General features: G+C 67.0%; 20 protein-coding genes. 4 read left to right on the top strand and 16 right to left on the bottom strand.

The window, feature by feature from the left end:
- The first annotated feature begins 53 nt into the window (after window positions 1-53).
- The 3 genes from FVQ98_RS08715 (at window position 54) to FVQ98_RS08705 (ending at window position 3,588) form a co-directional block, all read left to right on the top strand.
- Window positions 54-458, top strand: coding sequence for a hypothetical protein (locus FVQ98_RS08715; protein ID WP_147913041.1), 405 nt, complete (start codon window positions 54-56; stop codon window positions 456-458).
- Between the two features lie 193 nt (window positions 459-651).
- Window positions 652-2,292: a DUF4384 domain-containing protein gene (locus FVQ98_RS08710; protein WP_147913040.1), complete on the top strand. Its 1,641-nt coding sequence runs from the start codon at window positions 652-654 to the stop codon at window positions 2,290-2,292.
- A 138-nt stretch (window positions 2,293-2,430) separates the two neighbouring features.
- On the top strand, window positions 2,431-3,588 hold the full coding sequence (locus FVQ98_RS08705) for a tetratricopeptide repeat protein (RefSeq protein ID WP_187265679.1): 1,158 nt from the start codon (window positions 2,431-2,433) through the stop codon (window positions 3,586-3,588).
- Between the two features lie 4 nt (window positions 3,589-3,592).
- Here FVQ98_RS08705 and FVQ98_RS08700 read toward each other — a convergent pair whose 3' ends face one another.
- From FVQ98_RS08700 to FVQ98_RS08660, 9 genes are all read right to left on the bottom strand, one after another.
- Window positions 3,593-4,405 (bottom strand): metallophosphoesterase family protein, encoded by an 813-nt coding sequence (locus FVQ98_RS08700; protein WP_147913038.1) that lies wholly within the window; start codon window positions 4,403-4,405, stop codon window positions 3,593-3,595.
- Window positions 4,402-5,343: a diacylglycerol/lipid kinase family protein gene (locus FVQ98_RS08695; protein WP_147913037.1), complete on the bottom strand. Its 942-nt coding sequence runs from the start codon at window positions 5,341-5,343 to the stop codon at window positions 4,402-4,404. The genes FVQ98_RS08700 and FVQ98_RS08695 overlap by 4 nt, the downstream gene beginning before the upstream one ends.
- Window positions 5,344-5,521: 178 nt before the next feature.
- Entirely contained in the window at window positions 5,522-6,430 is a 909-nt protein-coding gene (locus tag FVQ98_RS08690) for an SDR family oxidoreductase (protein ID WP_147913036.1), read from the bottom strand.
- Window positions 6,431-6,457: 27 nt separating this feature from the next.
- Window positions 6,458-8,104 carry an isovaleryl-CoA dehydrogenase gene (locus FVQ98_RS08685; protein ID WP_147913035.1) on the bottom strand — a complete coding sequence of 549 codons (1,647 nt, stop codon included), beginning with the start codon at window positions 8,102-8,104 and terminating at the stop codon, window positions 6,458-6,460.
- 15 nt (window positions 8,105-8,119) lie between these two features.
- Window positions 8,120-9,136, bottom strand: a complete 1,017-nt coding sequence (locus FVQ98_RS08680) for an NADP-dependent oxidoreductase (RefSeq protein ID WP_147913034.1) — start codon at window positions 9,134-9,136, stop codon at window positions 8,120-8,122.
- Window positions 9,137-9,221: 85 nt separating this feature from the next.
- On the bottom strand, window positions 9,222-9,659 hold the full coding sequence (locus FVQ98_RS08675) for a PaaI family thioesterase (RefSeq protein ID WP_147913033.1): 438 nt from the start codon (window positions 9,657-9,659) through the stop codon (window positions 9,222-9,224).
- A gap of 31 nt (window positions 9,660-9,690) precedes the next feature.
- Complete coding sequence (locus FVQ98_RS08670) at window positions 9,691-10,482, bottom strand: SDR family oxidoreductase (protein ID WP_147913032.1); 792 nt, start codon at window positions 10,480-10,482, stop codon at window positions 9,691-9,693.
- Between the two features lie 107 nt (window positions 10,483-10,589).
- Window positions 10,590-11,465 (bottom strand): DMT family transporter, encoded by an 876-nt coding sequence (locus tag FVQ98_RS08665; RefSeq protein WP_255507706.1) that lies wholly within the window; start codon window positions 11,463-11,465, stop codon window positions 10,590-10,592.
- Between the two features lie 295 nt (window positions 11,466-11,760).
- Window positions 11,761-13,596: an acyl-CoA dehydrogenase gene (locus FVQ98_RS08660; protein WP_147913031.1), complete on the bottom strand. Its 1,836-nt coding sequence runs from the start codon at window positions 13,594-13,596 to the stop codon at window positions 11,761-11,763.
- Window positions 13,597-13,751: 155 nt separating this feature from the next.
- On the opposite strand from FVQ98_RS08660, the gene FVQ98_RS08655 reads away from it, so the two are divergent.
- Window positions 13,752-14,165 (top strand): VOC family protein, encoded by a 414-nt coding sequence (locus FVQ98_RS08655; RefSeq protein ID WP_147913030.1) that lies wholly within the window; start codon window positions 13,752-13,754, stop codon window positions 14,163-14,165.
- 180 nt (window positions 14,166-14,345) lie between these two features.
- Here FVQ98_RS08655 and FVQ98_RS08650 read toward each other — a convergent pair whose 3' ends face one another.
- The 7 genes from FVQ98_RS08650 to FVQ98_RS08620 all read right to left on the bottom strand — a co-directional run bounded on the left by FVQ98_RS08650 (window position 14,346) and on the right by FVQ98_RS08620 (window position 22,286).
- Entirely contained in the window at window positions 14,346-14,792 is a 447-nt protein-coding gene (locus FVQ98_RS08650; protein ID WP_222707588.1) for a PaaI family thioesterase, read from the bottom strand.
- 20 nt (window positions 14,793-14,812) lie between these two features.
- Window positions 14,813-15,988, bottom strand: a complete 1,176-nt coding sequence (locus tag FVQ98_RS08645) for an acetyl-CoA C-acyltransferase (protein WP_147913029.1) — start codon at window positions 15,986-15,988, stop codon at window positions 14,813-14,815.
- A gap of 58 nt (window positions 15,989-16,046) precedes the next feature.
- On the bottom strand, window positions 16,047-18,161 hold the full coding sequence (locus tag FVQ98_RS08640) for a 3-hydroxyacyl-CoA dehydrogenase NAD-binding domain-containing protein (protein ID WP_147913028.1): 2,115 nt from the start codon (window positions 18,159-18,161) through the stop codon (window positions 16,047-16,049).
- 292 nt (window positions 18,162-18,453) lie between these two features.
- Entirely contained in the window at window positions 18,454-19,149 is a 696-nt protein-coding gene (locus FVQ98_RS08635) for an ABC transporter ATP-binding protein (RefSeq protein ID WP_147913027.1), read from the bottom strand.
- Between the two features lie 2 nt (window positions 19,150-19,151).
- Complete coding sequence (locus tag FVQ98_RS08630) at window positions 19,152-19,946, bottom strand: ABC transporter ATP-binding protein (RefSeq protein ID WP_147913026.1); 795 nt, start codon at window positions 19,944-19,946, stop codon at window positions 19,152-19,154.
- On the bottom strand, window positions 19,943-21,247 hold the full coding sequence (locus FVQ98_RS08625; protein WP_147913025.1) for a branched-chain amino acid ABC transporter permease: 1,305 nt from the start codon (window positions 21,245-21,247) through the stop codon (window positions 19,943-19,945). Before FVQ98_RS08625 ends, FVQ98_RS08630 begins: the two co-directional genes overlap by 4 nt.
- A gap of 4 nt (window positions 21,248-21,251) precedes the next feature.
- The gene (locus FVQ98_RS08620) at window positions 21,252-22,286 is read right to left on the bottom strand and encodes a branched-chain amino acid ABC transporter permease (protein ID WP_147913024.1); all 1,035 of its coding nucleotides are present in this window, start codon (window positions 22,284-22,286) and stop codon (window positions 21,252-21,254) included.
- Between the last annotated feature and the right edge of the window lie 48 nt (window positions 22,287-22,334).

The raw sequence follows: 22,334 nt of genomic DNA, 5'->3' as shown, positions 1-22,334 counted from the left end.
ACGCACGCGCGGGGCCGGAACGGGTTAACCATCACCACGCAAGGAGGCACACCATGTCGATCTGGAACACACTCGCGCTGGCCACGCTGCCCCTGTGGCTTGTCGGTTTGACGCCAGCCCAGGCGGCCGCGCCTGGCGAGGATCCCGTACAGATCCAAGGCCGGGTGAACTACCTGCAACTGCCCACCGCCGCACCGGCGAAGTCGGGCGACATCAACTACCGCCGCGACATGCCCGACGACATGCAGGCCAAGGTGTCGCGCTATACGGCCAAGGCCTATGGCGCGACGCCGGGTGAAGTGGCGACCGAGCGCGACGTCGTGCAGTCGGTGCGCACGCAGGGACTGCGCACGACCTGCTATCAGTCGGTTGGAAGTACTACGACCCCCGGCAACAAGCTGGGCAACAACGAACAAGTGGTCGTGCTGCGCGGCGACCTCGTGAACCTGTGCAACTGACGGCCACGTTCACGCGGCTACCGGGCCGATCCGCTCACCGCCGTGATCGGGACTGAAATCGGTCCGGTTCCAAGGGCATCCACGGGAGGAAGGGAAGATGAAACACCTTGACGCACCACGGACCCTGTCGAGTGACCGGGCACTGGCAACCCGGACGAATCGTCGTCGCGGCCGTTTTTCCACCTGGGTTTACATGTGCCTGCTGGGACTCGGCTTGATCAGTGGGTGCGCTCCGCTGGATCCACGCAGGGATACCGAATACCACGAGGCCGCCTTTACGGCCGACCGGCCCACCGTGCGGCCGGTGCGTTCGATTTCCAGCTTCTCCGAATCGCTGGTGTGCATGGACCACATGCTGCGTGCGGCCAATCTGCCGACCACCTTGATCACCAGCAAGCAGTTTCCGGACTTCTCGGGCAAGGTGCCGGCCGCCGTGAAGGACATGGTGATCACCTCGCTCTCGCAGATGTCGCACGTGAGCAATGCCTTCCGCTTCGTCGATTTTGAAGTGGACATCGCGCGCCAGGACACCGTTCAGAACCTCTCGACGATTCTGCTCAACAACAACCAGATGCAGTTGCAGCGACCGGCACTGTACGTGTCCGGCGCCATCGCGTTCGTTGATCAGAATGTCCTCAGCAACCGCCTGTCGGCCGGGACGTCCGCCAGCCGACTGGACACGGGCTACAGCAACAGCAAGGCCGCCACCGTGGTCGCGCTGGAAGCCCACCTGGGCGACTTCCGTACCCGCACCATCATTCCGGGGCTGGACTCCGCGAACGAGGTTGTGATTGGCGGGGCCGGCCAGGGGTTCGATCTGGCTGGCCGAATTGGCGACTACGGCGTCAAGTTCAACATCGGGCGCGACTACGCGCTCGGCGCCGGTGGCGCGGTGCGCACGCTGGTGGACCTGGCCATGATCGAGCTCGTCGGCAAGTGGGCGCGTGTGCCCTATTGGCAATGCCTGATGCTCGATCAGACCAACCCGAACTTTCAGCGGCAGATGCGCGACTGGTACGCGGAAAGCGGCCCTGCGGGTCAATTTGCGCTGGTCAAGGCCTCACTCATCAGCCGCGGCTACCTGCCGGCAGGCTCGGAAGTCATGCCGATCAACGAGCCCGCCATGCGGTATGCGCTGTCACGCTTCCAATCCGACCGTGGCGTGGTGGTCAGCGGCGTGGTGGACTTCCCCACCTACGACGCGGCCCTGCGCAACTTCGTTGCGCTGAACGAGAGCGGCGCGCTCTCCCGCATCGGCTGGGCGAGCAACGGCCCGATGCAGATCACGGGGCCGGAGGGGCAGCGTGTCGCCGGCCTGACCGGCGGCACCCCCGCCCCCTGGCTGATCGACATGCAGATCGAAAACCCGCAACCCGCAGGCGAGCGACAACCGTTCACCGAAGGTGAGCAGATCTTCCTGTCGGCACGGGTGAACAGGACGTCTCACTTGTACTGCTACTTCATCGACTCGCGTGGCCAGACCATGCGCATTCTTCCTAACGCCCTGCAGCCCAATTCGCTGGTCTCGGCCAACCTGGCGGTGCGCATTCCCGACTGGATGGGCCCTAACCCGGGCTTCATCCTGGACGCGGGGCGCCCCGGCGTCGAGACGGTGATTTGTCTGGCCACGGCACAGGCTGCCGATCCGCTGCTGCCACCAGAGCTGCAAGGGCGGGCACTTACCGCCCTGATCGGCGTGAATGGCGCGGAAGGACTGCAGCAGCGCTATGCCGCAGCCATGGGATCGGCCGGTTACGTGACGCAGTTGGTGCAATGGAATGTCGTGCCGCGTCCGGCCCCGGCTCCCACCGAAGCCGCGCCCGCGACCAAGTGAGCGCCTTGGGGCCCGGCCATGCTCGCGACCGTCCTCCGCGACGTCTTGCCCGCGATGCCCGCCAGCGGCGCGGCACGGCCAGCGCAACGTGCTGCCTGTGCGTGTGTGATGTGCCTCGTCGCCGGCGCAGCGTTCAGCTTGACCGGCGCCCCGTCCAACCTGCCCGGAGCGCCTTCGCGCATCGCCCTGCCAGAGCCAGCCGCGGAACGCGCAACGCCAGCACTGCCGCCACTGGAAGCCGCACCCGTCGCGCGCGATCCGATCCACCCGCGACCACCGGGCGATACCCCCCGGATCGAAGCCGCTCCACTGGTTTCGGAACTGCCCGGCACGCGGGACATTCGCGCTCAGGCTGTGGCGCGCGAACTCAGGCAACTGCAGCGCGCCGCGAACCCCAGCGGCAGTGGTCGCTACGGCGCCACCGCGCGATCGGCTCAGGCGGCTTGGCTGCTTGGCTTGATTCATCTGCATGGCGCGGGTGTGCGACGCGATCCTTCCTCTGCCCAGCTGTGGTTTCAGCGTGCCGCCTCCAACGGGCGTGAGCCCTGGGCCGATGCCGGTCTGGCCTGGTGCGCCATCGACGGCTGCGTGGGACCCGCGCAGCCGCTGGTGGCCGATCGCAGCATCGCGCAACTGCGCGCCAGCCACGCGGCGCGTGCCGACTATCTTGGCTGGTTGCTTGCGCAGCGCCAGACGCCCCTGCAGGTCGGGCCACCCGGTCCGGACGGCATGGAGGCGCCTCGGCCAGGCATGGGCCTGCTGCAGCGGGCCGCCGCCGACGGCGATGTGCAGGCGCTAACGGAGCTCGGCATGCTGGCGGTGGGGCGCGGCCAACTCGAGCAAGCCGTGGGTTATTTCCGCCGTGCAGCGCCCCACTCCGATGCTGCTGCCTACAACCTAAGGGAGGTACAGGCACGCCTTGCAGACCAGGCACTCAAGCCCGAGCGCGTCCCGCCGTCGCCGAGCGCCAGCGAAGCGCTGGAGGCAGCCCGGCGCTACCACCGTGGCGTGGGCGTTCCCATGAACTACGCGGAAGCGATACGTCTCTATCGCCTGGCCGAGACGCGCGGCAGCCTGGAAGCGCGCCGGATGCTGCAACTCATCTACGCGCAGCCCGACCCCCTGGGCGGCATCAACCTGGCGTGGATGCGCCAATTGGCCTTTGTCGACACCGCCAGTTCGCTGCCCGTGGTGGGCACCGTTCTGAATGCACACACACTGCAACGCGAAGCCACGCCACTGTTCGATCTGATGCCCAGGTTCTGGCGCGACCAACTGACGCAGGTCGGGCGATGACGTTTCAGCCGCCGCGCGCCGGTATGACCGTGTCTGCCGTCTGCTCGAACGCCCCGGCATCGTCCCAATCCCAGCGCTCTACCGCCGCGCGCTGATCCGTCGGCAAACCTGCGTAGCGGATGAAGTGCACGCTGTTGGGCACGCGCTCACGGATGCGCCGCGACACCGCCGTGCCAGTCTGCACCACCCAGGTGGCATTGAGCGGTGGCGGCAGGGGCGCAACGAACGACTGGTGCGTATGGCCCGACAGCAGCAGATCCGCGCCAGCATCTGCCCAGGCCTGTGCCGCGGCGGCGTGCCCGCGCAGCAGGTCCTTGGCATCGTCCGCCTCGATCGCGTGCACCGGTTGGTGGGTCACTACGATCTTCAGCGCCGCGGGTGCACAGCGGTGCAGGCGATCCACCACGCGTGCGATCTGGGCGGTCGACACTTCGCCGTGCTTGTGACGCCATGGTCGGGTGGTGTTGACACCCAGCAGACAGGCGCCGTGCTGCGCCACGGTGGGCTCCAGGTCCGCCCCGAACCAGCGCGTGTAAGGTCCATAGGGGTCGGCGACACGCAGCGCCAGGTTGTACAGGGGCAGATCGTGGTTGCCAGGAATGACCAGCAGATCGGTGCGCGGATCGGCCCCGCATTCGGCGCACAAGCTGTTCAGAAAGCGGTGCGCAGCGGCAAACTGGCCCTGCCGCGCACGTTGCGTGATGTCGCCGGACACAACCACCAGCCGCGGCCGGCGGTACGCCGCCAGCGCTATCAGGCCTTGCACCACCTCGGGCCGTTCGGCTCCGAAGTGGGGGTCGGTCAGGTGCAGGATCACGCCGAGCCCTCCTCTGCCTCTGCGGCGGGCAGCAACAGGCGCAGTGGCCTCGGTGCGGTACGGAAAACCAGTGGCGGAGGCATGCGCAGGACCTCGCCATCCAGCGCCACCTTGACCCAGCGCACGCGCCGGCGCATGCGCACCACCAGCTGGTCGAAAGCGAAGCTGTCCACCCCTTCGGCACCGTCCAGGCGGCCCAGCGCGCCGCGAATCAGTAGCCACAGCGTGCGCAGCGTCGACACCGGCTGCAACGTGATCGCCGCCAACCGACCCTGCTCGACGTCGACGGCGTGCCGCAGGCCGATTTCCTGCAACTGCAGTTCGTTGTTGCCCACGAACAGCGTTCGCGTGCGCACCACGCGCGTTTGCCCTTCGACGCTCAGCTCCAGCGTCAGCACGCTGCCCCCGCGCAGGATGGTGCCCAGGCCCGAGAGCAAGGCGACAACGCGGCGGCGCCCGAAGCGGCGCTTCGCCGATTCGCGCTCTTCCAGCAGGCGCGGGTACAGTCCAACACTGGCATTCACCAGGAAGACCCGCTCGCCCAGCAAGCCGACGGTGACCGCCTGTTCGCGCGCAGACAGCAGCGCGGCCACGCTGTCGTCCAGCGCGGTAGGCATGCCGTGCGTGCGGCCAAAGTAGTTGAAAGTGCCTTGTGGCAGCACGCCCATCACCTGGTCGGCGTTCCAGACCACTTGGGCCACCGCGTTCAGCGTGCCATCGCCACCCGCTGCAACGACGGCACCATGGGCTTCCCGCGCTGCGTGCGATGCGCGGACCGTGGCGCGCGTCAACTCCTCATCGCCGCGCACCCGGATGATCTCGTGCGGCCTGCCGGCCGCGGTCAGCAAATCGCCAACGCGGCCACTGGCCTGCTCGGCATCCGCCCCGCCAGACGATGCGTTGAAAACGATGAACAGCGGTGGCGACGGCAAAGCCATGGGGCCCACTGTAACTGGCGCCCATGCTCAGCGTCTGTCGGTCAACGCCGCGAAGAAAGCATGCCGCCAAAAATTTCGCAGAATATGGCTGTAGCGCGTACCAGATCTGCGCAACCAGCTATCGAAAAAGAAGCGTTCTGGTGATCAACCTGCACCAGCCGGCCGCTGAACAACTGGTTCAGGGCTGTCCGCGCAGCGCCGCGCGCAGGCCTTCCCCGATCTCGGGCCGCTCGGCAAACGGGTCGGGCGGGTTCTGGGTGGCCAGGATCGCGTCGGTGCGCGACTTCACGTTGCCCAGCGCCTTGGGGTGGCTGTAGATGTAGAACTGGTCGTGTTCGATCGCTTCAAACACCTTGTGCGCCACTTCGGCCGCGCTCACCTTGCCGCTGGTCACGGCCTTGTCGGTCTGCGCCTGGCTGATGCGCTGCGAGGCGGTCATCTCACCGGCTGGCTGGGCATCCGGGCGGTTGCGCTCGCTGTGGCTGATGCCGGTGGCCACGAAGTATGGGCACAGCACGCTGGCGCTGATCTGGTCGGTGACCAGGCGCAGGTCCTGGTACAGCGTTTCGGTCAGCGCGACCACGGCGTGCTTGCTCACGTTGTAGATGCCCATGTTGGGCGGTGTCAGCAGCCCGGCCATGCTGGCGGTGTTGACGATGTGGCCCTGGTACGCGGGGTTGCGGCGCGCCTCTTCCAGCATCATCGGCGTGAAGCCGCGCACGCCGTTGATGACACCCCACAGGTTGACGCCCAGCACCCACTCCCAGTCCTTGACGGAGTTTTCCCAGATCAGGCCGCCGGCGCCCACGCCCGCGTTGTTGAACACGAAGTGCGGCGCGCCAAACTCTTCCTTCACGTGCTGGGCCAGCAGGTCCATCACCGCGGGTTGGCTGACGTCGATGCGGCGCGCCAGCGTGCGGGCACCCAGCGCCTGGATTTCCTTCTCGGCCGCGGCCAGCGCGTCGGGCTGGATATCGACCAGCACCACGTTCATGCCGCGCTGCGCCGCGATGCGCGCGCATTCCAGCCCAAAGCCCGAACCGGCGCCGGTCAGCACCGCGGTCTTGCCTTTGAAATCCGTGATCATGAGGTTCCTTCTTGACGTGATGCCGGTTCAGTGGGGCCTGGCGCGCTCGATGATGGCGTGTATGTCGGCGCCGCTGCCCAGCGTGCCGAACACGTCGTGGCGCGTGGCCAGGCGCGAATCGCAGAACGCACCGAACACCGCCGCCGGCGCCGTCTGCGCCAGCAGCGCGCCTTGCACCGTCAGCGCCACGTCGCGCGCCAGCGTGCGCGCCGCGCTTTCGTTGGCCTGCACGTCCAGCAGCGTGGGCACGGCGTCGATCATGCGGTCCAGCGCGGCGTGCTGGCCGCGCGCCGGGGCCAGCTCCTGCATCAGCGCCTCGGTCACGTCGCCCTTGCGCATGGCGCGCAGCAGGTCCAGCGCCATGATGTTGCCAGCGCCTTCCCAGATGCTGTTGACCGGCATTTCGCGGTAGATGCGCGCCAGCACGCCTTCACCGCCCTCTTCCACGTAACCGTTGCCGCCCAGGCATTCCATGGCTTCCTGCGCGAACAGGCTGCCGCGCTTGCAGATCCAGAACTTGGCGATCGGCGTGAGCACGCGCGACAGCAGCTGCTCACGCGCATCGCTTTGTTGGTCAAAAGTGCGTGCAAGGCGTATGGACAGAGCGCAAGCAGCTTCGCTCTCGATAGCAAGATCGGCCAGCACGTTCTGCATCAGCGCGTGCTCCATCAGCGGCTTGCCAAAGGCCTGGCGCTGCGCCGTGTGGTGCATGGCCTGGCTGAGCGCCTGGCGCATCAGCCCGCTGGTGCCCAGGGCGCAGTCCAGCCGCGTCATGGTGCCCATAGCCAGGATCTGCGGCACGCCGCGGCCTTCTTCGCCGACCAGCCACGCGCTGGCACCGTCGAATTCGACTTCGGAGCTGGCGTTGGCCTTGTTGCCCAGCTTGTCCTTCAGGCGCTGGATGCGCAGCCCATTGCGGCTGCCGTCCGGCAGGACGCGCGGCAAAAAGAAGCACGACAGGCCGCCCGGCGCCTGCGCCAGCACCAGGAAGGCGTCGCACATCGGGGCCGAAAAGAACCACTTGTGCCCCGCCAGCCGGTAGCGCGCGCCCCATTCGTCCTGCCCGTCCAGCACCGCCTGCGTGGTGTTGGCGCGCACGTCGGAGCCGCCCTGCTTTTCCGTCATGCCCATGCCCATGGTCACACCGGGCTTGTCGCGCCACAGCTTGAGCGCCGGGTCGTAGGCCTGCGCGGCCAGCTTGGGCGCCCAGTCGGCGTAGATGGCCGGGTTGTCGCGCAGCGCGGGCGTGACGGCGTAGGTCATCGAGATCGGGCACAGGATCGACGGCTCGAGCTCGGTGAACAGCATGAACGCGGCCGCGCGCTGCGTGTGGGCGTGCCCGGTGGCCTGCTCTTCTGATGCGTACGGCGTGCCGTGCAGGCCAGCGCCGGTGGCCGCCGCCATCAGCGCGTGGTAGGCGGGGTGGAACTCGACCTCATCAATGCGGTGGCCCTGCCGGTCGTGCGTGCGCAGCTCGGGCGTGTGCACGTTGGCCAGACGCGCGTGGTCCTGCATCGCGGCACTGCCAACCAGGGCGCCCAGCGCCTGCAGCCGATCGGTGGCGAGGCCCGGCGCATTCAGGCGCAGCGCGTCCTGCAAGGCCCGGTTGGCGCTGAACAGGTTGGTGTCGGCCAGCGGCGTGGGCTGGTTGAAAACCTCGTGGGTGGCGGCCATGGCGGTCTCCGCAAGTCAGATGAGTTTGACCAGCTGCTTGCCGAAGTTCTTGCCCTTGAGCAGGCCCAGAAACGCCTCCGGCGCAGCCTCGATGCCCTGGGCGATGGTTTCGCGCGGCTTGAGTTGGCCTTGGGCCACCAGCGTGCCCAACTCCTGCAGCGCCTGCGGCCACACATCCAGGTGCTCGGTCACGATAAAGCCCTCGATCTTCAGCCGGTTGATCAGGATCAACGCGGGGTTCTGCAGCGGCAGCGGCGCACCGTCGTAGCCGGCGATCATGCCGCACACCGCCACGCGTGCGAACGCATTGGTGCGCAGCAGCGCGGCGTCGAGGATGTAGCCGCCGACGTTCTCGAAGTAGCCGTCGATCCCCTTCGGGCAGGCTTCTTTGAGCGCCTTGGCCATGGCCTTGACGTCGCCGTGTTCACGGTAGTCGATGCAGGCGTCGAAGTGCAGTTCTTCCACCGCATAGCGGCATTTCTCTGGCCCACCCGCGATGCCGACCACGCGGCAGCCACGCGCCTTGGCCAGCGCGGCGTAGGCACTGCCCACGGCGCCGGTGGCGGCACTGACGACCACGGTTTCGCCCGCCTGGGGGTTGATGATCTGTGTCAGCCCGTACCACGCGGTGACGCCGGGCATGCCCACGGCGCCCAGGTAGTACGACAGCGGCACGTGCGTGGTGTCGACCTTGCGCAGCAGGCCCGGCGCGTTGCCGTCGACCACGCTGTATTCCTGCCAGCCGCCCATGCCCACGACCGGGTCGCCCACCTTGAACTTGGGGTGGCGCGACTCGGCCACCTCGCCCACGGTGCCGCCGATCATCACCTCGCCCAGCGGCTGCGGCGCGGCGTAGCTCTTGCTGTCGTTCATGCGGCCACGCATGTACGGGTCAAGGCTCAGGTAGTGGTGGCGCACCAGCACCTGGCCGTCGGCCAGCGCGGGCGTGTCGGCGCTGACCAGCTTGAAGTTGGACGCGGTGGCTTCGGCCTCGGGCCGGTTGTCCAGAACGATCTGACGGTTGGTCGGCATGGCAGGTCCTTTGCTATGAATGCGGTAGCTGCTTGCGCAGGTGGTTGTAGGGCTGGGGGCCGATTTCTCTGGAAAATCGGGCGCCTCAGTCGGTCGACAGCCGGCCCGGCTGGCCGCCCTGGGGCTCGGCCGGTGGCACGTACTTGAAGGTGCCGGTGGCGTGCGCACACAGCTGCCCGTCGGCATCGTAGACCGAGCCCTCGACGAAGGCCATCGACCGCGTGCGGTGCAGCAGCTTGCCGTGGCTGACCAGCGGGCGCCCGGCGGTCGCGGTGGCGGGTCGCACGAAGCTGGTCTTCATCTCGATGGTGACCACGCCCCAGCCCAGGTTGGCGCTGCGCGCCGCGGTGGCCAGGGTCACGTCCATCATCGTCATCAGGGCCCCGCCGTGCGTGACGCCGTGGGAGTTGAAGTGGATGGGTTGCACCGGAAAGTGCAGCGTCGATTCGCCGTCCTGAAAGCGCTCCAGCGTCATGCCCAGGTGGTGGATGAAGGGGATGACGGCGCCGAAGTCCAGGCTCATGCGTGGCCCCCGGGTCGTCCGCGCCGCGCCATCAGCCGCCCGTGACGACACTGACGCCGCCGTCCACCGCCAGCCACTGGCCGGTGATGTGCTTGCCGGCGTCGCTGGCGTACAGCAGGGTGATGCCCTTCAGGTCTTCTTCGTCGCCCAGGCGCAGCAGGGGCGAATGGCTGGCCATTTCTTCCTCGCCCAGCTTTTCCAGCGTGCCGCGCGTCATCTTGCTGGGAAAGAAACCCGGGCAGATGGCGTTGACGGTGATGCCGTGCTCGCCCCACTCGCAGGCCAGCGCGCGGGTGAAGTTGATCACCGCACCCTTGCTGGTGTTGTAGGCAATGGTTTCCATACCGCGCGGGTTGCCGCCCAGACCGGCGATGGAGGCAATGTTGATGATGCGCCCCTGCTTGCGCGCGATCATGCTTTTCTTGGCCAGGCGCTGGCTCAGCAGGAAGTAGCCGCGCACGTTGAGGTTCATGACCTTGTCCCACGCCTCGGTCGGGTGGTCTTCGGCAGGAGCGCCCCAGGCGGCACCGGCGTTGTTGACCAGAATATCGACGTCACCCATGCGCTCCAGCGTCTCGTCGGCCAGGCGGTGGATGTCGGCTTCCTGCGCGGCGTCGGCGGCGATCCAGCGCGCGTCGATGCCGGCGGCCTGCAGATCGGCCACGGCGCTTTCCAGCTCGTCCGCCTTGCGCGCGCTGATCATCACGCGCGCGCCCGCCTCGCCCAGCGCCTGCGCCATCTGCAGGCCCAGCCCGCGCGAGCCGCCCGTCACCAGTGCAGTCTTGCCCTTGAGGTCGAAGAGTTGTTGAACGGTTCGGGTCACGGCAAGGTCTCCAGTGTCGGTGGTTGGCAAACGCGTATTGTGCGCAGACGGTGAAAACGCCGCTGTCTCCTGTGCGATTGGACCGCACAGGCCACCGGCTTCGCCCGTCAGCGCACCACCGCGCCCTGCTGGTGCACCAACACCACGCCCACCAGGATGCACCCCATGCCGAGCACGGCCCATCCGCCCAGCACGTTGCCCAGCACCGCCCAGTCGAGCAGCGCCGTGACGGCCGGCACCAGGTAGAACAGGCTGGTCACGTTGACCAGGTTGCCTCGCTGGATCAGCCGGTACAGCAGCCACTGCGCCAGCACCGAGATCACCAGGCCCAGCATGAGCGCCGGGGCCCAGAACCCCAGGCTGCCGTCCCAGCGCAGCGGCTGCAGGGCCGCAAACCCCAGGCACACCAACAGCGTGACGGCGTACTGCAAGGGCAGCACCTGCAGCGGCGCCTGCTTCACGCGCTTTTGCACGATGGCACCCAAGGTGACGCAGGCCAGCGCTGCCAGTGCATAGGCCAGCCCGGTGGTGTCAAACCCCGTGGCCTGAAGGCTCTGGCGGACCACCAATGCCAGCCCGGCCAGCGCCAGCAGCAAGCCGCGCAGGCGCGCCGCGCTGAAGCGCCGCTCCACCAGCAGCAGCGTCAGAATCGGCTGCACGCCGAGCAAGGTGGCGATCAGCCCGGGGGTGATGCCGTGCGCCATGGCCTGGAAATAGCAGACCGAATAGCACGCCACCATCAGCAGCCCTGCGAAGGCCACGGTGCGGCGCGTGCCGCGCTCGGGCAGCCACGGGCCGCGCGTCAGTGGCACCAGCAAGCCCAGCGCCATCAGAGCAACGCCGTAGCGCACCAGCAGGAGCGCCGAGGCAGAGCCGTGGTCCAGCCCCCAGCGCGTGAAGATCGCCGCGCTGCCCCACAGCAGCACGAACAAGGACATGGCACCCCAGGTAGCCCAGGGGCGCGCCCGAAAAGAAGAAGTCATGGAAATTCCCATCCATCGCAAAACCAGACCGACGCCCGGGCCGATCGGCCCCAGCGCACAAGGAGAAAGCGAGAAACGGGCCGACGAACGTCAGCCCGCGTCGGCGACCGGCGGCGGCGGGCAAACGCCCGCCGTGCAGACCGATGCCGCACGGAGGATGGGAGGTGGCAGTGGACCCATGCCCACGCGCCGGCCACGCGCGGGCCGCGCGGTCAGAACATGGATGAGCAGGGATGCCATGCGCGCAGTCTAGCGCAGGCGCTGCGCCACCGCATGGCCAGCGGGCTGGGCCGGCTCAAAACGCCTCTTCGGGCAGCTGCGCGCAGGTCATGTTGCGCTGCTCGACCACCTGCAACCAGGCTTCGGTCTTGGGCAGCTCATAGGCAAAGAAATAGGCCGCAGCGCCCTCTGCACCTACGCGGGCAGCTGCATTTTTTGCAGCATCCGAGACCAGTAACAGGTCCAGCCAGACCCAGGCCAGCACCATGTGGCCGAAGGCCTGCATGTAAGGCACGGCGTTGGCCAGCGCCTCGCCCGCATCGCCGGTCGCCCACGCCGCCTTGGTCACGGCGCCCACGCGCGCCAGGGTCTGCGCCAGCGCGTTGGCGTGGGCGGCAAGCGCCGGGCGCTGCATCGCCTGCTCGATGGTCGCGTTGATGCGCCCAGCCAGCAGTTGCAGCCCGCGCCCGCCTTCCATCAGCACCTTGCGGCCCAGCAGGTCCATGGCCTGGATGCCGTGCGTTCCCTCGTGGATCATGTTCAGGCGGTTGTCGCGCCAGTACTGTTCGACCGGAAAGTCGCGCGTGTAGCCGTAGCCGCCGTGGATCTGGATGGCCAGGCTGTTGGCTTCCAGGCAGTTCTCGCTGGGCCAGCTCTTGGCGATGGGCGTCAGCACCTCCAGCAACAGGCGCGCTTCATCGGCCTGCGCGGCGTCGCCGGTGTGCTGCTCGTCCACCAGCTTGGCGCAGTACAGCAGCAGCGCCAGCGCACCCTCGCAATAGCTCTTTTGCGCCAGCAGCATGCGGCGAATGTCGGCGTGCTCGATCAGGCGCACAGGCGGCGCCGACGGGTCCTTGCCTGCCGGGCCCACGGGGCGGCCCTGCGTGCGCGTCTTGGCATAGTCGAGCGAAGCCTCGTAGCCTGCCAGGCCGAGCATGGTCGCCGCCATGCCGATGGCAATGCGCGCCTCGTTCATCATGTGGAACATGCAGCGCAGCCCCTCGCCCGGCTGGCCGACCAGGTAGCCGACGGCACCCGGTTGGCCGTCCACCTTGAACTGCCCTTCCCCGAAGTTCAGCAGCGTGTTGGTCGTGCCGCGCCAGCCCAGCTTGTGGTTCAAGCCCGCCAGCGACACGTCGTTGCGCACCCCGGTCAGTTGCCCGTCGGCATCGACCAGCTTCTTGGGCACGACGAACAGCGAAATGCCCTTGACGCCGGGCACCAGCTTGCCGTCGGCGCCCGGAATCTTGGCCAGCACCAAATGCACGATGTTGTCGGCCAGCTCGTGCTCGCCCGCCGAAATCCACATCTTGTTGCCACGCAACCGGTAGCGCGGGCCGAGCGGGTCGCCCGCGTCTTCCAGCACCGCGCGCGTGGCCACATCGCTCAGCGACGAACCAGCCTGCGGCTCGCTCAGGCACATCGTGCCGGTCCAGCGGCCGTTGAACTCGTTGGCGGCGAAGACGCGCTTCTGGGCTTCGGTACCGTGCGCCATGAGCAGGTTGGCATTGCCGACGGTGAGCAGGCTCGACGAAATGCTGATCGACGCCTTGCCAAAGAACGCATTGGCCGCCGCCTCCACCAGATACGGCAATTGCATGCCGCCGTGCTCGTAGTCCTGCGCTGCGGCCAGCATGCCAGATTCGGCATAGGCTTCGCGCGCTTCGTACGTGGCGCGCGGCAGCACCACGCGCAAGCTGCCGTCGGCGTTCTGTTCGGTGCGCGGCTCTTCGGTATCCACCAGCCGGTTGAACGGCGCGTACTTCTCGCGGGCGATGCGCTCGCAGGTGTCCAACACCGCGTCGAACGTCTCGCGGGAGTGGTCGGCAAAGCGCGGTCGCTGCGTCAACGCGGAGGCATCCAGCCAGTCGTGCAGCAAAAAGTCGAGCGTGGAGCGCAGCGGTGTCGTCATGCGCCAAATTATCGAAGCGAGTGGCGGGCGGCGCGTGTCCGATGCGTGACGCGGGTGGGTGGACCAGTGCGCGCGATACGCCCCTTTTGACTGTGCTTTTATACAGTTTTCATGCTACGCTGCCAGCCCGACACACCCCAACAGGAGCGCTTCCCATGATCGACCACATGACATTTCGGGTGACCGACATCGCCCGCGCCAAGGCGTTTTACAGCGCCGCCCTCGCCCCGCTGGGCTACAGCGTGGCAATGGAAGCCAACTACGGCGCCAACATCCTCGGCTTCGCCCACCCCGACCCCACCGAACCGGACGGCAAAAAGACCGACGTGTGGTTCATCGACGGGCCCTCGCCCTTTGGTGGCCCACCCGCCACGTCGGGCTGCCACCTCGCCTGGCGCGCCACCAGCCGCGCGCAGGTCGACGCCTTCTACAAAGCCGCCATCGCCGCCGGCGGCCGCGACAATGGCGCGCCCGGCCTGCGGCCCGACTACCACCCCAACTACTACGGCGCCTTCGTCATCGACCCGGAAGGCAACAACATCGAAGCCGTGTGCCACATGGCGGAATAGGTCTTCGAGCCAAATAGCCGCTCCGCCCTACACCCACTTGCGCGAGCAGCTATACAAAAGCTAGCGATTTCGATGAAGCGGGACTGCTTCCCCGCTGCTGCATCAGCGCCGCGCGACCCGGCCCAAAGCCGGCCACCCGGTGATGACTGCCACGCCTGCAAGCAAGAAGGCGGAGTGCGCTCAAGCCGCTGGGGCGGGCGCCTCGGCCCGCGTCAGCGCCATCGTGCCGTTGGCCTTGACCACCAAGGTGCGTTGGCCGTCGGCCGCCACGGTGTAGACCTCGGCCTCGGCGAAGCTCAGTTGCCGCCCGGGTTTGACGACCCAGGCTTCGCACTCCAGCGCCACGCCGCGCGCGCCACGCAGCAGGCTGGTCTTGAACTCGGCCGTCAGCACCCAGTGGCCTTCGGGCGCCTTCGTCTGCGCGACCGCGCCCATGCTGTGGTCGGCCATCGACGCCATTACGCCGGCGTGCACGACGCCGGTGTGCTGCAAATGGCGCGGCTGCAGTTCAAGGCGCGTGCGCAGGCGCCCGCCCTCCAGGGCGACCGGCTCGATGCCCAGGTCGACCATGAAGGGCGCCATGCGAAAGAACCGGCGCAGGGTGTCCAGGTCGATCGTCGACGGCACCGTGCTCTCGCGCGCGGTGCTCAGAGCACTTCGAAGATGCCGGCCGCGCCCATGCCGCCGCCGATGCACATGGTCACCGCCACGCGCTTGGCGCCGCGACGCTTGCCCTCGATCAGTGCGTGACCCGTCAGGCGCTGGCCAGACACGCCATACGGGTGGCCCACGGCGATGGCGCCGCCGTTGACGTTCAGGCGGTCGGCCGGGATGCCCAGCTTGTCGCGGCAGTACAGCACCTGCACGGCGAAGGCTTCGTTCAACTCCCACAGGTCGATGTCGCTGACCTTCAGGCCCAGGCGGCTGAGCACCTTGGGCACGGCGAAGACCGGGCCGATGCCCATTTCGTCGGGCTCGCAGCCGGCCACGGCAAAGCCGAGGAAACGACCCAGGGGCTTCAGACCCTTGCGCGACGCCTCTGCCTCGTCCATCACCACACAGGCGCCAGCGCCGTCCGAGAACTGGCTGGCGTTGCCGGCGGTGATTACGCCGCCGGGCAGTGCCGGGCGGATGCCGCTGATGCCTTCCTTGGTCGTGCCTTCGCGGATGCCTTCGTCCTGCGACACCGTCACTTCCTTGGTGCGCAGGCCCATGACCGGGTCGGCCACGCCGGCCAGCACGGTGATGGGGGCGATCTCGTCGTCGAACTTGCCCGCGGCGCGCGCGGCGGCGGCCCTCTGCTGGCTGGCGGCGCCGTACTCGTCCATGGCGTCGCGGCCGATGTTGTAGCGCTTGGCGACCTGCTCGGCGGTCTGCAGCATGCTCCAGTAGATGGCGGGCACCTTGGCTTCAAGGGCCGGGTCTTTCATCATGTGCAGGTTCATTTCCTGCTGCACGCAGGAGATGCTTTCGACGCCGCCGGCGACGTAGGTCGTGCCCTCGCCCGCGATGATGCGTTGCGCGGCCAGCGCGATAGTCTGCAGGCCGGACGAGCAGAAGCGGTTGACGGTCATGCCCGAGACCGTGACCGGGCAGCCGGCCATCAGCGCGATCTGGCGGCCGATGTTGGCGCCGGTCGCGCCTTCGGGGTTGGCGCAGCCCATGATCACGTCTTCGACTTCACCCGCGTCGATGCCGGCGCGCGCAATCGCGTGCTGCACAGCGTGGCCGCCCAGGGTGGCGCCGTGGGTCATGTTGAAAGCACCCTTCCAGCTCTTGGTCAGCGGGGTGCGGGCGGTGGAAACGATAACGGCCGATGTCATTGAATACTCCTGAATTGATAGCTGGTTGCGCTTTTCTGGTAAGGGCTAGAAGCCAATTTCAGTTGAAATTCTTGCCTTCGGCCACGAGCTTCTTGAGCAGCGGCGCTGGCTCCCAGAAGCTGGCGTCGTCGTTCGGATTGCGCGCAAAGCGCTTCATGCTCTCGGCCACGTTGAACAGGCCCACCTGGTCGGCGTAGCGCATCGGGCCGCCGCGCCAGATCGGGAAGCCGTAGCCGGTCAGGTACACCATGTCGATGTCGCTCGCCTTGCTGGCAATGCCGTCTTCGAGGATGTGTGCGGCTTCGTTGACCAGCGAATACACCAGCCGCTCGACGATTTCCTGGTCGCTGATCTTGCGCGGCTTGATGCCCAGCGACGCGCGGTGCTCTTCGATCATCTTGTTCACCAGCTCGCTCGGGATGGCGTCGCGCTTGCCGGGCTGATAGTCGTACCAGCCGGCGCCGGTTTTCTGTCCGAAGCGGCCCAGCTCGCACAGCTTGTCGGCGGTGGCGCTGTACTTCATGTCGGCGCGCTCGACGGCGCGGCGCTTGCGGATCGCCCAGCCAATATCGTTGCCCGCCAGATCGCCCATGCGGAACGGGCCCATGGCAAAACCGAACTTCTCGATCGCCTTGTCGACCTGCTGGGGCGTGGCGCCCTCGTCCAGCATGAAGCCGGCCTGGCGGCTGTACTGCTCGATCATGCGGTTGCCGATGAAGCCGTCGCACACGCCCGACACCACGGCCGTCTTCTTGATCTTCTTGGCGATGCCCATCACCGTGGCCAGCACGTCCTTGGCCGTGGCTTGGCCGCGCACCACTTCCAGCAGCTTCATCACGTTGGCCGGGCTGAAGAAGTGCATGCCGACCACGTCCTGCGGGCGCTTCGTGAACGCGGCGATCTTGTCCACGTCCAGCGTCGAGGTGTTGGACGCCAAGATGGCGCCGGGCTTGGCCACTTCGTCCAGCTTCTTGAAGACCTGTTCCTTCACGCCCAGCTCTTCAAACACCGCTTCGATGATGAGGTCGGCGTCTTTCAGGTCGGCGTAGTCCAGCGTGGTCTTGAGCAGGGCCATGCGCTGCTCGTACTTGTCTGCCTTCAGCTTGCCCTTCTTGACCTGGGCTTCGTAGTTCTTCTTGATCGTGGCAACGCCGCGGTCCAGCGCCTCCTGCTTGGTCTCGAGCATCGTGACGGGGATGCCAGCGTTCAGGAAGTTCATGGCGATGCCGCCACCCATGGTGCCGGCGCCGATCACGCCCACGGTCTTCACGTCGCGCGGCTTGACGTCGCTGCCCACGTCGGGAATCTTGGACGCGGCACGCTCAGCCGCGAAGATGTGGCGCAGCGCCTTGCACTCGGGCGTCTGCATCAGGTTGGTGAAGATTTCGCGTTCGCGCGCCAGGCCTTCGTCGAACTTGTACTTGGTGGCGATCTCGACCGCGTCCACGCACTTGACGGGCGCGGGGAAGTTCTTGGCCATGCCCTTGACCATGTTGCGCGCAAACTGGAAGTACGCGTCGCCCTGCGGGTGCTTGCACGGCAGGTTGCGCACCAGCGGCAGCGCGCTGCCGTCGGCATGCTGGGCAGCCACCTTCTGCGCCAGCGCGATGGCTTCGTCCATCAGCGATTCGGGCGTGGCGCTGAGCTGGTCGAACAGCTTCTGGCCCGGCAGGCCGGCCAGCACGTCGCTGTTGACGGGCTCGCCGCTGACGATCATGTTCAGCGCGGTTTCCACGCCCAGCACGCGCGGCAGGCGCTGCGTGCCGCCCGCGCCGGGGATCAGGCCCAGCTTGACTTCCGGCAGCGCGACCTTGGTGCCCGGCGCGGCGATGCGGTAGTGCGCGCCGAGCGCCAATTCCAGCCCGCCGCCCATGACGACCGAATGCACAGCAGCCACCACGGGCTTGCGCGAATTTTCGACCGCGAGGATGACCGACAACAGGATCGGCTCGCGCATGGCTTTGGTGATGTCGTTGAACTCGCGGATGTCCGCGCCACCTGAAAACGCCTTGCCCGCGCCGGTCAGCACGATGGCCTTGACGGCCGGGTCGTTGTTGGCCTTTTCCAGGGCGTCGGTGATGCCCACCCGTGTGTCGTAACCCAGGCCGTTGACCGGCGGGTTGTTCAGGGTGATGACGGCCACGTCTCCTTGGACTTTGTACTCAGCGGTCATGGATGCGAATTCCTCTGGGTTGTGCAACGAAGCGAACGATACAACGCCGGGCGCCGTATCCGGGATCAACCGTCGATTGTGGAAGATGCGCCGAGGCCCCGCAACGGCGAATGTCGCCGCAGGGACAAGTACCGCGGCAGAGGAATTGCCGCTCGTTACAAATACCAGACTATTTGGCCTCTGGCCCTACTGCCACCCGCGCGGTCAGCTAGTCTATTGATAGCAAAAACCGCTACCACGCTGCTCCCCCCGCACAGGCCTGAGCACCGACCGCCGAGGCGGGCATGGCAGATCAGACCTCCAGCCACTCCTTGCGCGTGGCCGCGTCGGCGCGCAGCTGGTCGGGCGTGCCGTCAAAGACGATGCTGCCGTGCCCCATGACCAGGGTGCGGTCGGAGATGTGCATGGCGATCGTGAGCTTCTGCTCGATCAGCAGCACCGAGATGCCGCGGTCCTTCAGCTTTTTCAGGTACTCGCCCACCAGTTCGACGATCTTGGGCGCCAGGCCTTCGGTCGGCTCGTCGATGATGATGAGGTCGGGGTCGCCCATCAGCGTACGGCACAGCGTGAGCATCTGTTGCTCACCGCCCGACATCACGCCCGCCTCGGTGTTCTGCCGCTCCTGAAGGCGCGGAAACATGGCGTACATGTCGTCGTAGGTCCAGCGGCTGGCCTTCTTGCCGCCCTTCTCGCCCAGCATCAGGTTCTGGTGCACCGTGAGGCGCGGGAAGATGTCGCGCGACTCGGGCACGTAGCCCAGGCCGAGCTTGGCGATCTCATAGGCCTTGCGCTTGAGCAGCGACTGGCCGTTCCAGTCGATCGTGCCTTCGGCGTGCACCAGGCCCATGATGGCCTTGGCGGTGGTGGAACGGCCCGAGCCGTTGCGCCCGAGGAGCGCCACGATCTCGCCCGGCTGCACGTCGAAGTTGACGCCGTGCAGCACATGGCTCTTGCCGTAGTAGGCGTGCAGGTCCTGGACTTTCAACATGCTCAATGCCCCTGTGCCTGCGCGTCCGCGATGGACGACCCGAGGTACGCCTCCTGCACGCGCGCGTTGGCGCGCACGGCTTCGGGCGTGTCGAAGGCGATCACCTCGCCGTAGACGACCACCGCGATCTTGTCGGCCAGGCCGAAGACCACGCCCATGTCGTGCTCCACCGTCAGCAGCGTCTTGCCCTGTGTGACCTGGCGGATCAGCTCGATGAAGTGGCGCGTCTCGCTCTTGCTCATGCCGGCGGTCGGTTCGTCAAGCAGGATCACGTCGGCGCCGCCGGCGATGGTCACGCCGATCTCCAGCGCGCGCTGCTCGGCGTACGGCAGGTTGGTGGCCAGCACGTCGCGCTTATGTTCCAGCTGAATCATGCGCAGCAGCTCTTCGGTGCGTGCGTTGGCATCGTGCATGCGCGAGAGAAAGCGCAGGAAGGTGTAGCGGTAGCCCAGCTTCCACAGCACGGCGCAGCGCAGGTTCTCGAACACGCTGAGCTTGGGGAAGATGTTGGTGATCTGGAAACTGCGCGACAGCCCCATGCGGTTGATCTCGTACGGCTTCTTGCCGTCGATGCGCTGGCCGTTCAGCAGCACTTCGCCGCTGGTGGGCACCAGGCGCCCGCTGATCAGATTGAACAGCGTGGACTTGCCAGCGCCGTTGGGGCCGATGATGGCCACGCGCTCGCCCGGGCGCACCGCCAGGTTGGCGCCGCGGATGATCTGCGTCTTGCCAAAGCTCTTGTGCAGGTCTTTGAGTTCGATGGCACAGGGGGCCGAGTGGTGGGTGGACTCGCTCATGCGGGCGCTCCTTCCCCGGCGCGTGCGGCGTTCTCGATCTCTGACTGCACCTGGCCCCAGTGCGCCGCATACCGGCGGCGGGCCAGCTCCAGCAGAACCACGCCCACGCCGAACACCGCCGCGGCACCGAGCCAGGACGCCGCGCTGCGCGCGTGCAAGCTCAGGCCCAGGTAGCGCAGCTCGTCGCCCATCGCGCTGTTGAGCTGCAGGTGGTAGATCATCTCGATCAGCGCACCGGCCCCTGCCAGCATCACCAGGCCAGCGGCCAGCATGGCCAGCAGGCTGGGCAGCACGCGTCCGAACTTGCCGTGCGCCGCGACACGCACGTTCATCATGATCAGGCTGGCGATACCGCCCGGCGCGTACATCACCATGAAGACGAAGATCAGGCCCAGGTACAGCAGCCAGGCCTTGGTCAACTCGGACAGCAGGACCGAAGCCAGAATCATCAGCACGCCGCCGATGATGGGCCCGAAGAACACCGTGGCGCCGCCCAGGAAGGTGAACAGCAGGTAGCCGCCCGAGCGCACCGGCCCCACCACCTCGGCCGTCACCAGCTCGAACTGCAGTGCGCCCAGCCCGCCCGCGATACCGGCAAAAAAGCCCGCGACGATGAAGGAAAAGTAGCGCACCCGCTGGCTGCTGTACCCGATGAACTCCACCCGTTCCGGGTTGTCGCGCACGGCGTTCAGCATGCGCCCGAGCGGCGTTTGCGTGAATGCGTACATGGCCGCCACGCACACCAAGGTGTAGAGCGCAATCAGGTAGTACAGCTGGCGCGCCGGGCCGAACGTGATGCCCAGAACCGGTTCACCGACCACGCGGTTGCCGGACACACCTGCCTCGCCCCCAAAGAACTCGGGAATCATCAGCGACATGGCGAACACCAGCTCGGCGATGCCCAAGGTGATCATGGCGAAGGTGGTGCCGGACTTTTTGGTGGTGACGTAGCCCAGCAGCGACGCAAAGAAAACGCCTGCCACGGCGCCCACCAGCGGAATCAGGCTGACCGGCAGGTGCCAGCGCCCGGCAGACACGGCGTTCAGCACGTGGATGGCGGCGTACGAACCCAGGCCGGTATAGACGGCGTGGCCAAAGCTCAGCATGCCGCCCTGCCCCAACAGGATGTTGTAGGACAGGCAGGCGATGATGGCGATGCCCATCTGCGCGAGCATGGTCACGCCCAGGTTGCTGGAGAAAATCAGCGGCGCCACGATCAGCACGAGGGCAAAGCCGCCCCAGATGAGCGCGCGGCGCGTGGTGAAGCGCGCGGGCGCGGTGGGTTGAACTGCGGTGGTCATGCGCTCAGCTCTCCCTCGCGCCCAAGAGTCCGCGGGGGCGGAAGATCAGGATCAGCACCAGAAACAGATACGGCAGGATGGGGGCCACCTGGGACAACGTCAGCTTGAACACCGACTTGTCGCGCAGCGCGTCGCTGAGCTGCAGCCCCACCTGATCGGCAAAGGTCAGGAACGAATAGTCGATGGCCACGGCAAAGGTCTGGATCACACCGATCAGCAGCGAGGCCACGAACGCCCCCGCCAGCGATCCCATGCCCCCCACGACGACGACCACGAAGATGATCGAGCCGACCGTGGCGGCCATCGCCGGCTCGGTCACGAAGGTACTGCCGCCGATCACGCCGGCCAGACCGGCCAGTGCCGTGCCCGCACCAAACACCAGCATGAACACGCGCGGCACGTTGTGGCCCAGTGCCTCGACCATGTCCGGGTGCGTCAGCGCCGCCTGGATCACGTAGCCGATGCGCGTGCGCGTCAGCAGCAGCCAGATGCCGAGCAGCATCAGCACCGCCACCAGCATCATCAGCGCCCGCGTGGCGGGGAACGGCGAGCAGACGATGCGCACCGCGGCATCGGCCGCGCGGCAAGCGCCGTCAGGGGCCGCACCCCAGACGAAACGCATGCCGTCAACAGAACTGTTGATCAGGGTGAAGGCTGGGCCCTGCAGGATCGACGGCGGCCGGAACTCCACCGCCGGGCGACCCCAGATCAGCTGCACGACCTCGAGGATGATGTACGAGAGACCGAAGGTCACCAGCAGTTCTGGCACGTGGCCGAACTTGTGCACCTTGCGCAGGCTGTAGCGCTCGAACATCGCGCCCAGCAACCCCACCACCAGCGGCGCGATGATCAGCGCCGGCCAGAAGCCGACGATCCCCGACAAGGTGTAGCCGATGTAGGCGCCCAGCATGTAGAAGCTGGCGTGGGCGAAATTGAGCACGCCCATCATGCTGAAAATGAGCGTGAGCCCCGAGCTGAGCATGAACAGCAACAACCCATAGCTCAAGCCATTGAGCATGGAGATGATGAAAAACTCCATCCGGAAAACCCTTCTCGAATGCGGCACCGCCGCACGCCCTCGCCGCAT

This window comes from Ottowia flava (assembly GCF_008017535.1).
GTDB classification, from domain to species: Bacteria; Pseudomonadota; Gammaproteobacteria; order Burkholderiales; family Burkholderiaceae_C; genus Ottowia; species Ottowia flava.
Note: the sequence above shows the minus strand (reverse complement) of the source record. Positions and strands in the feature narration are given on the sequence as shown.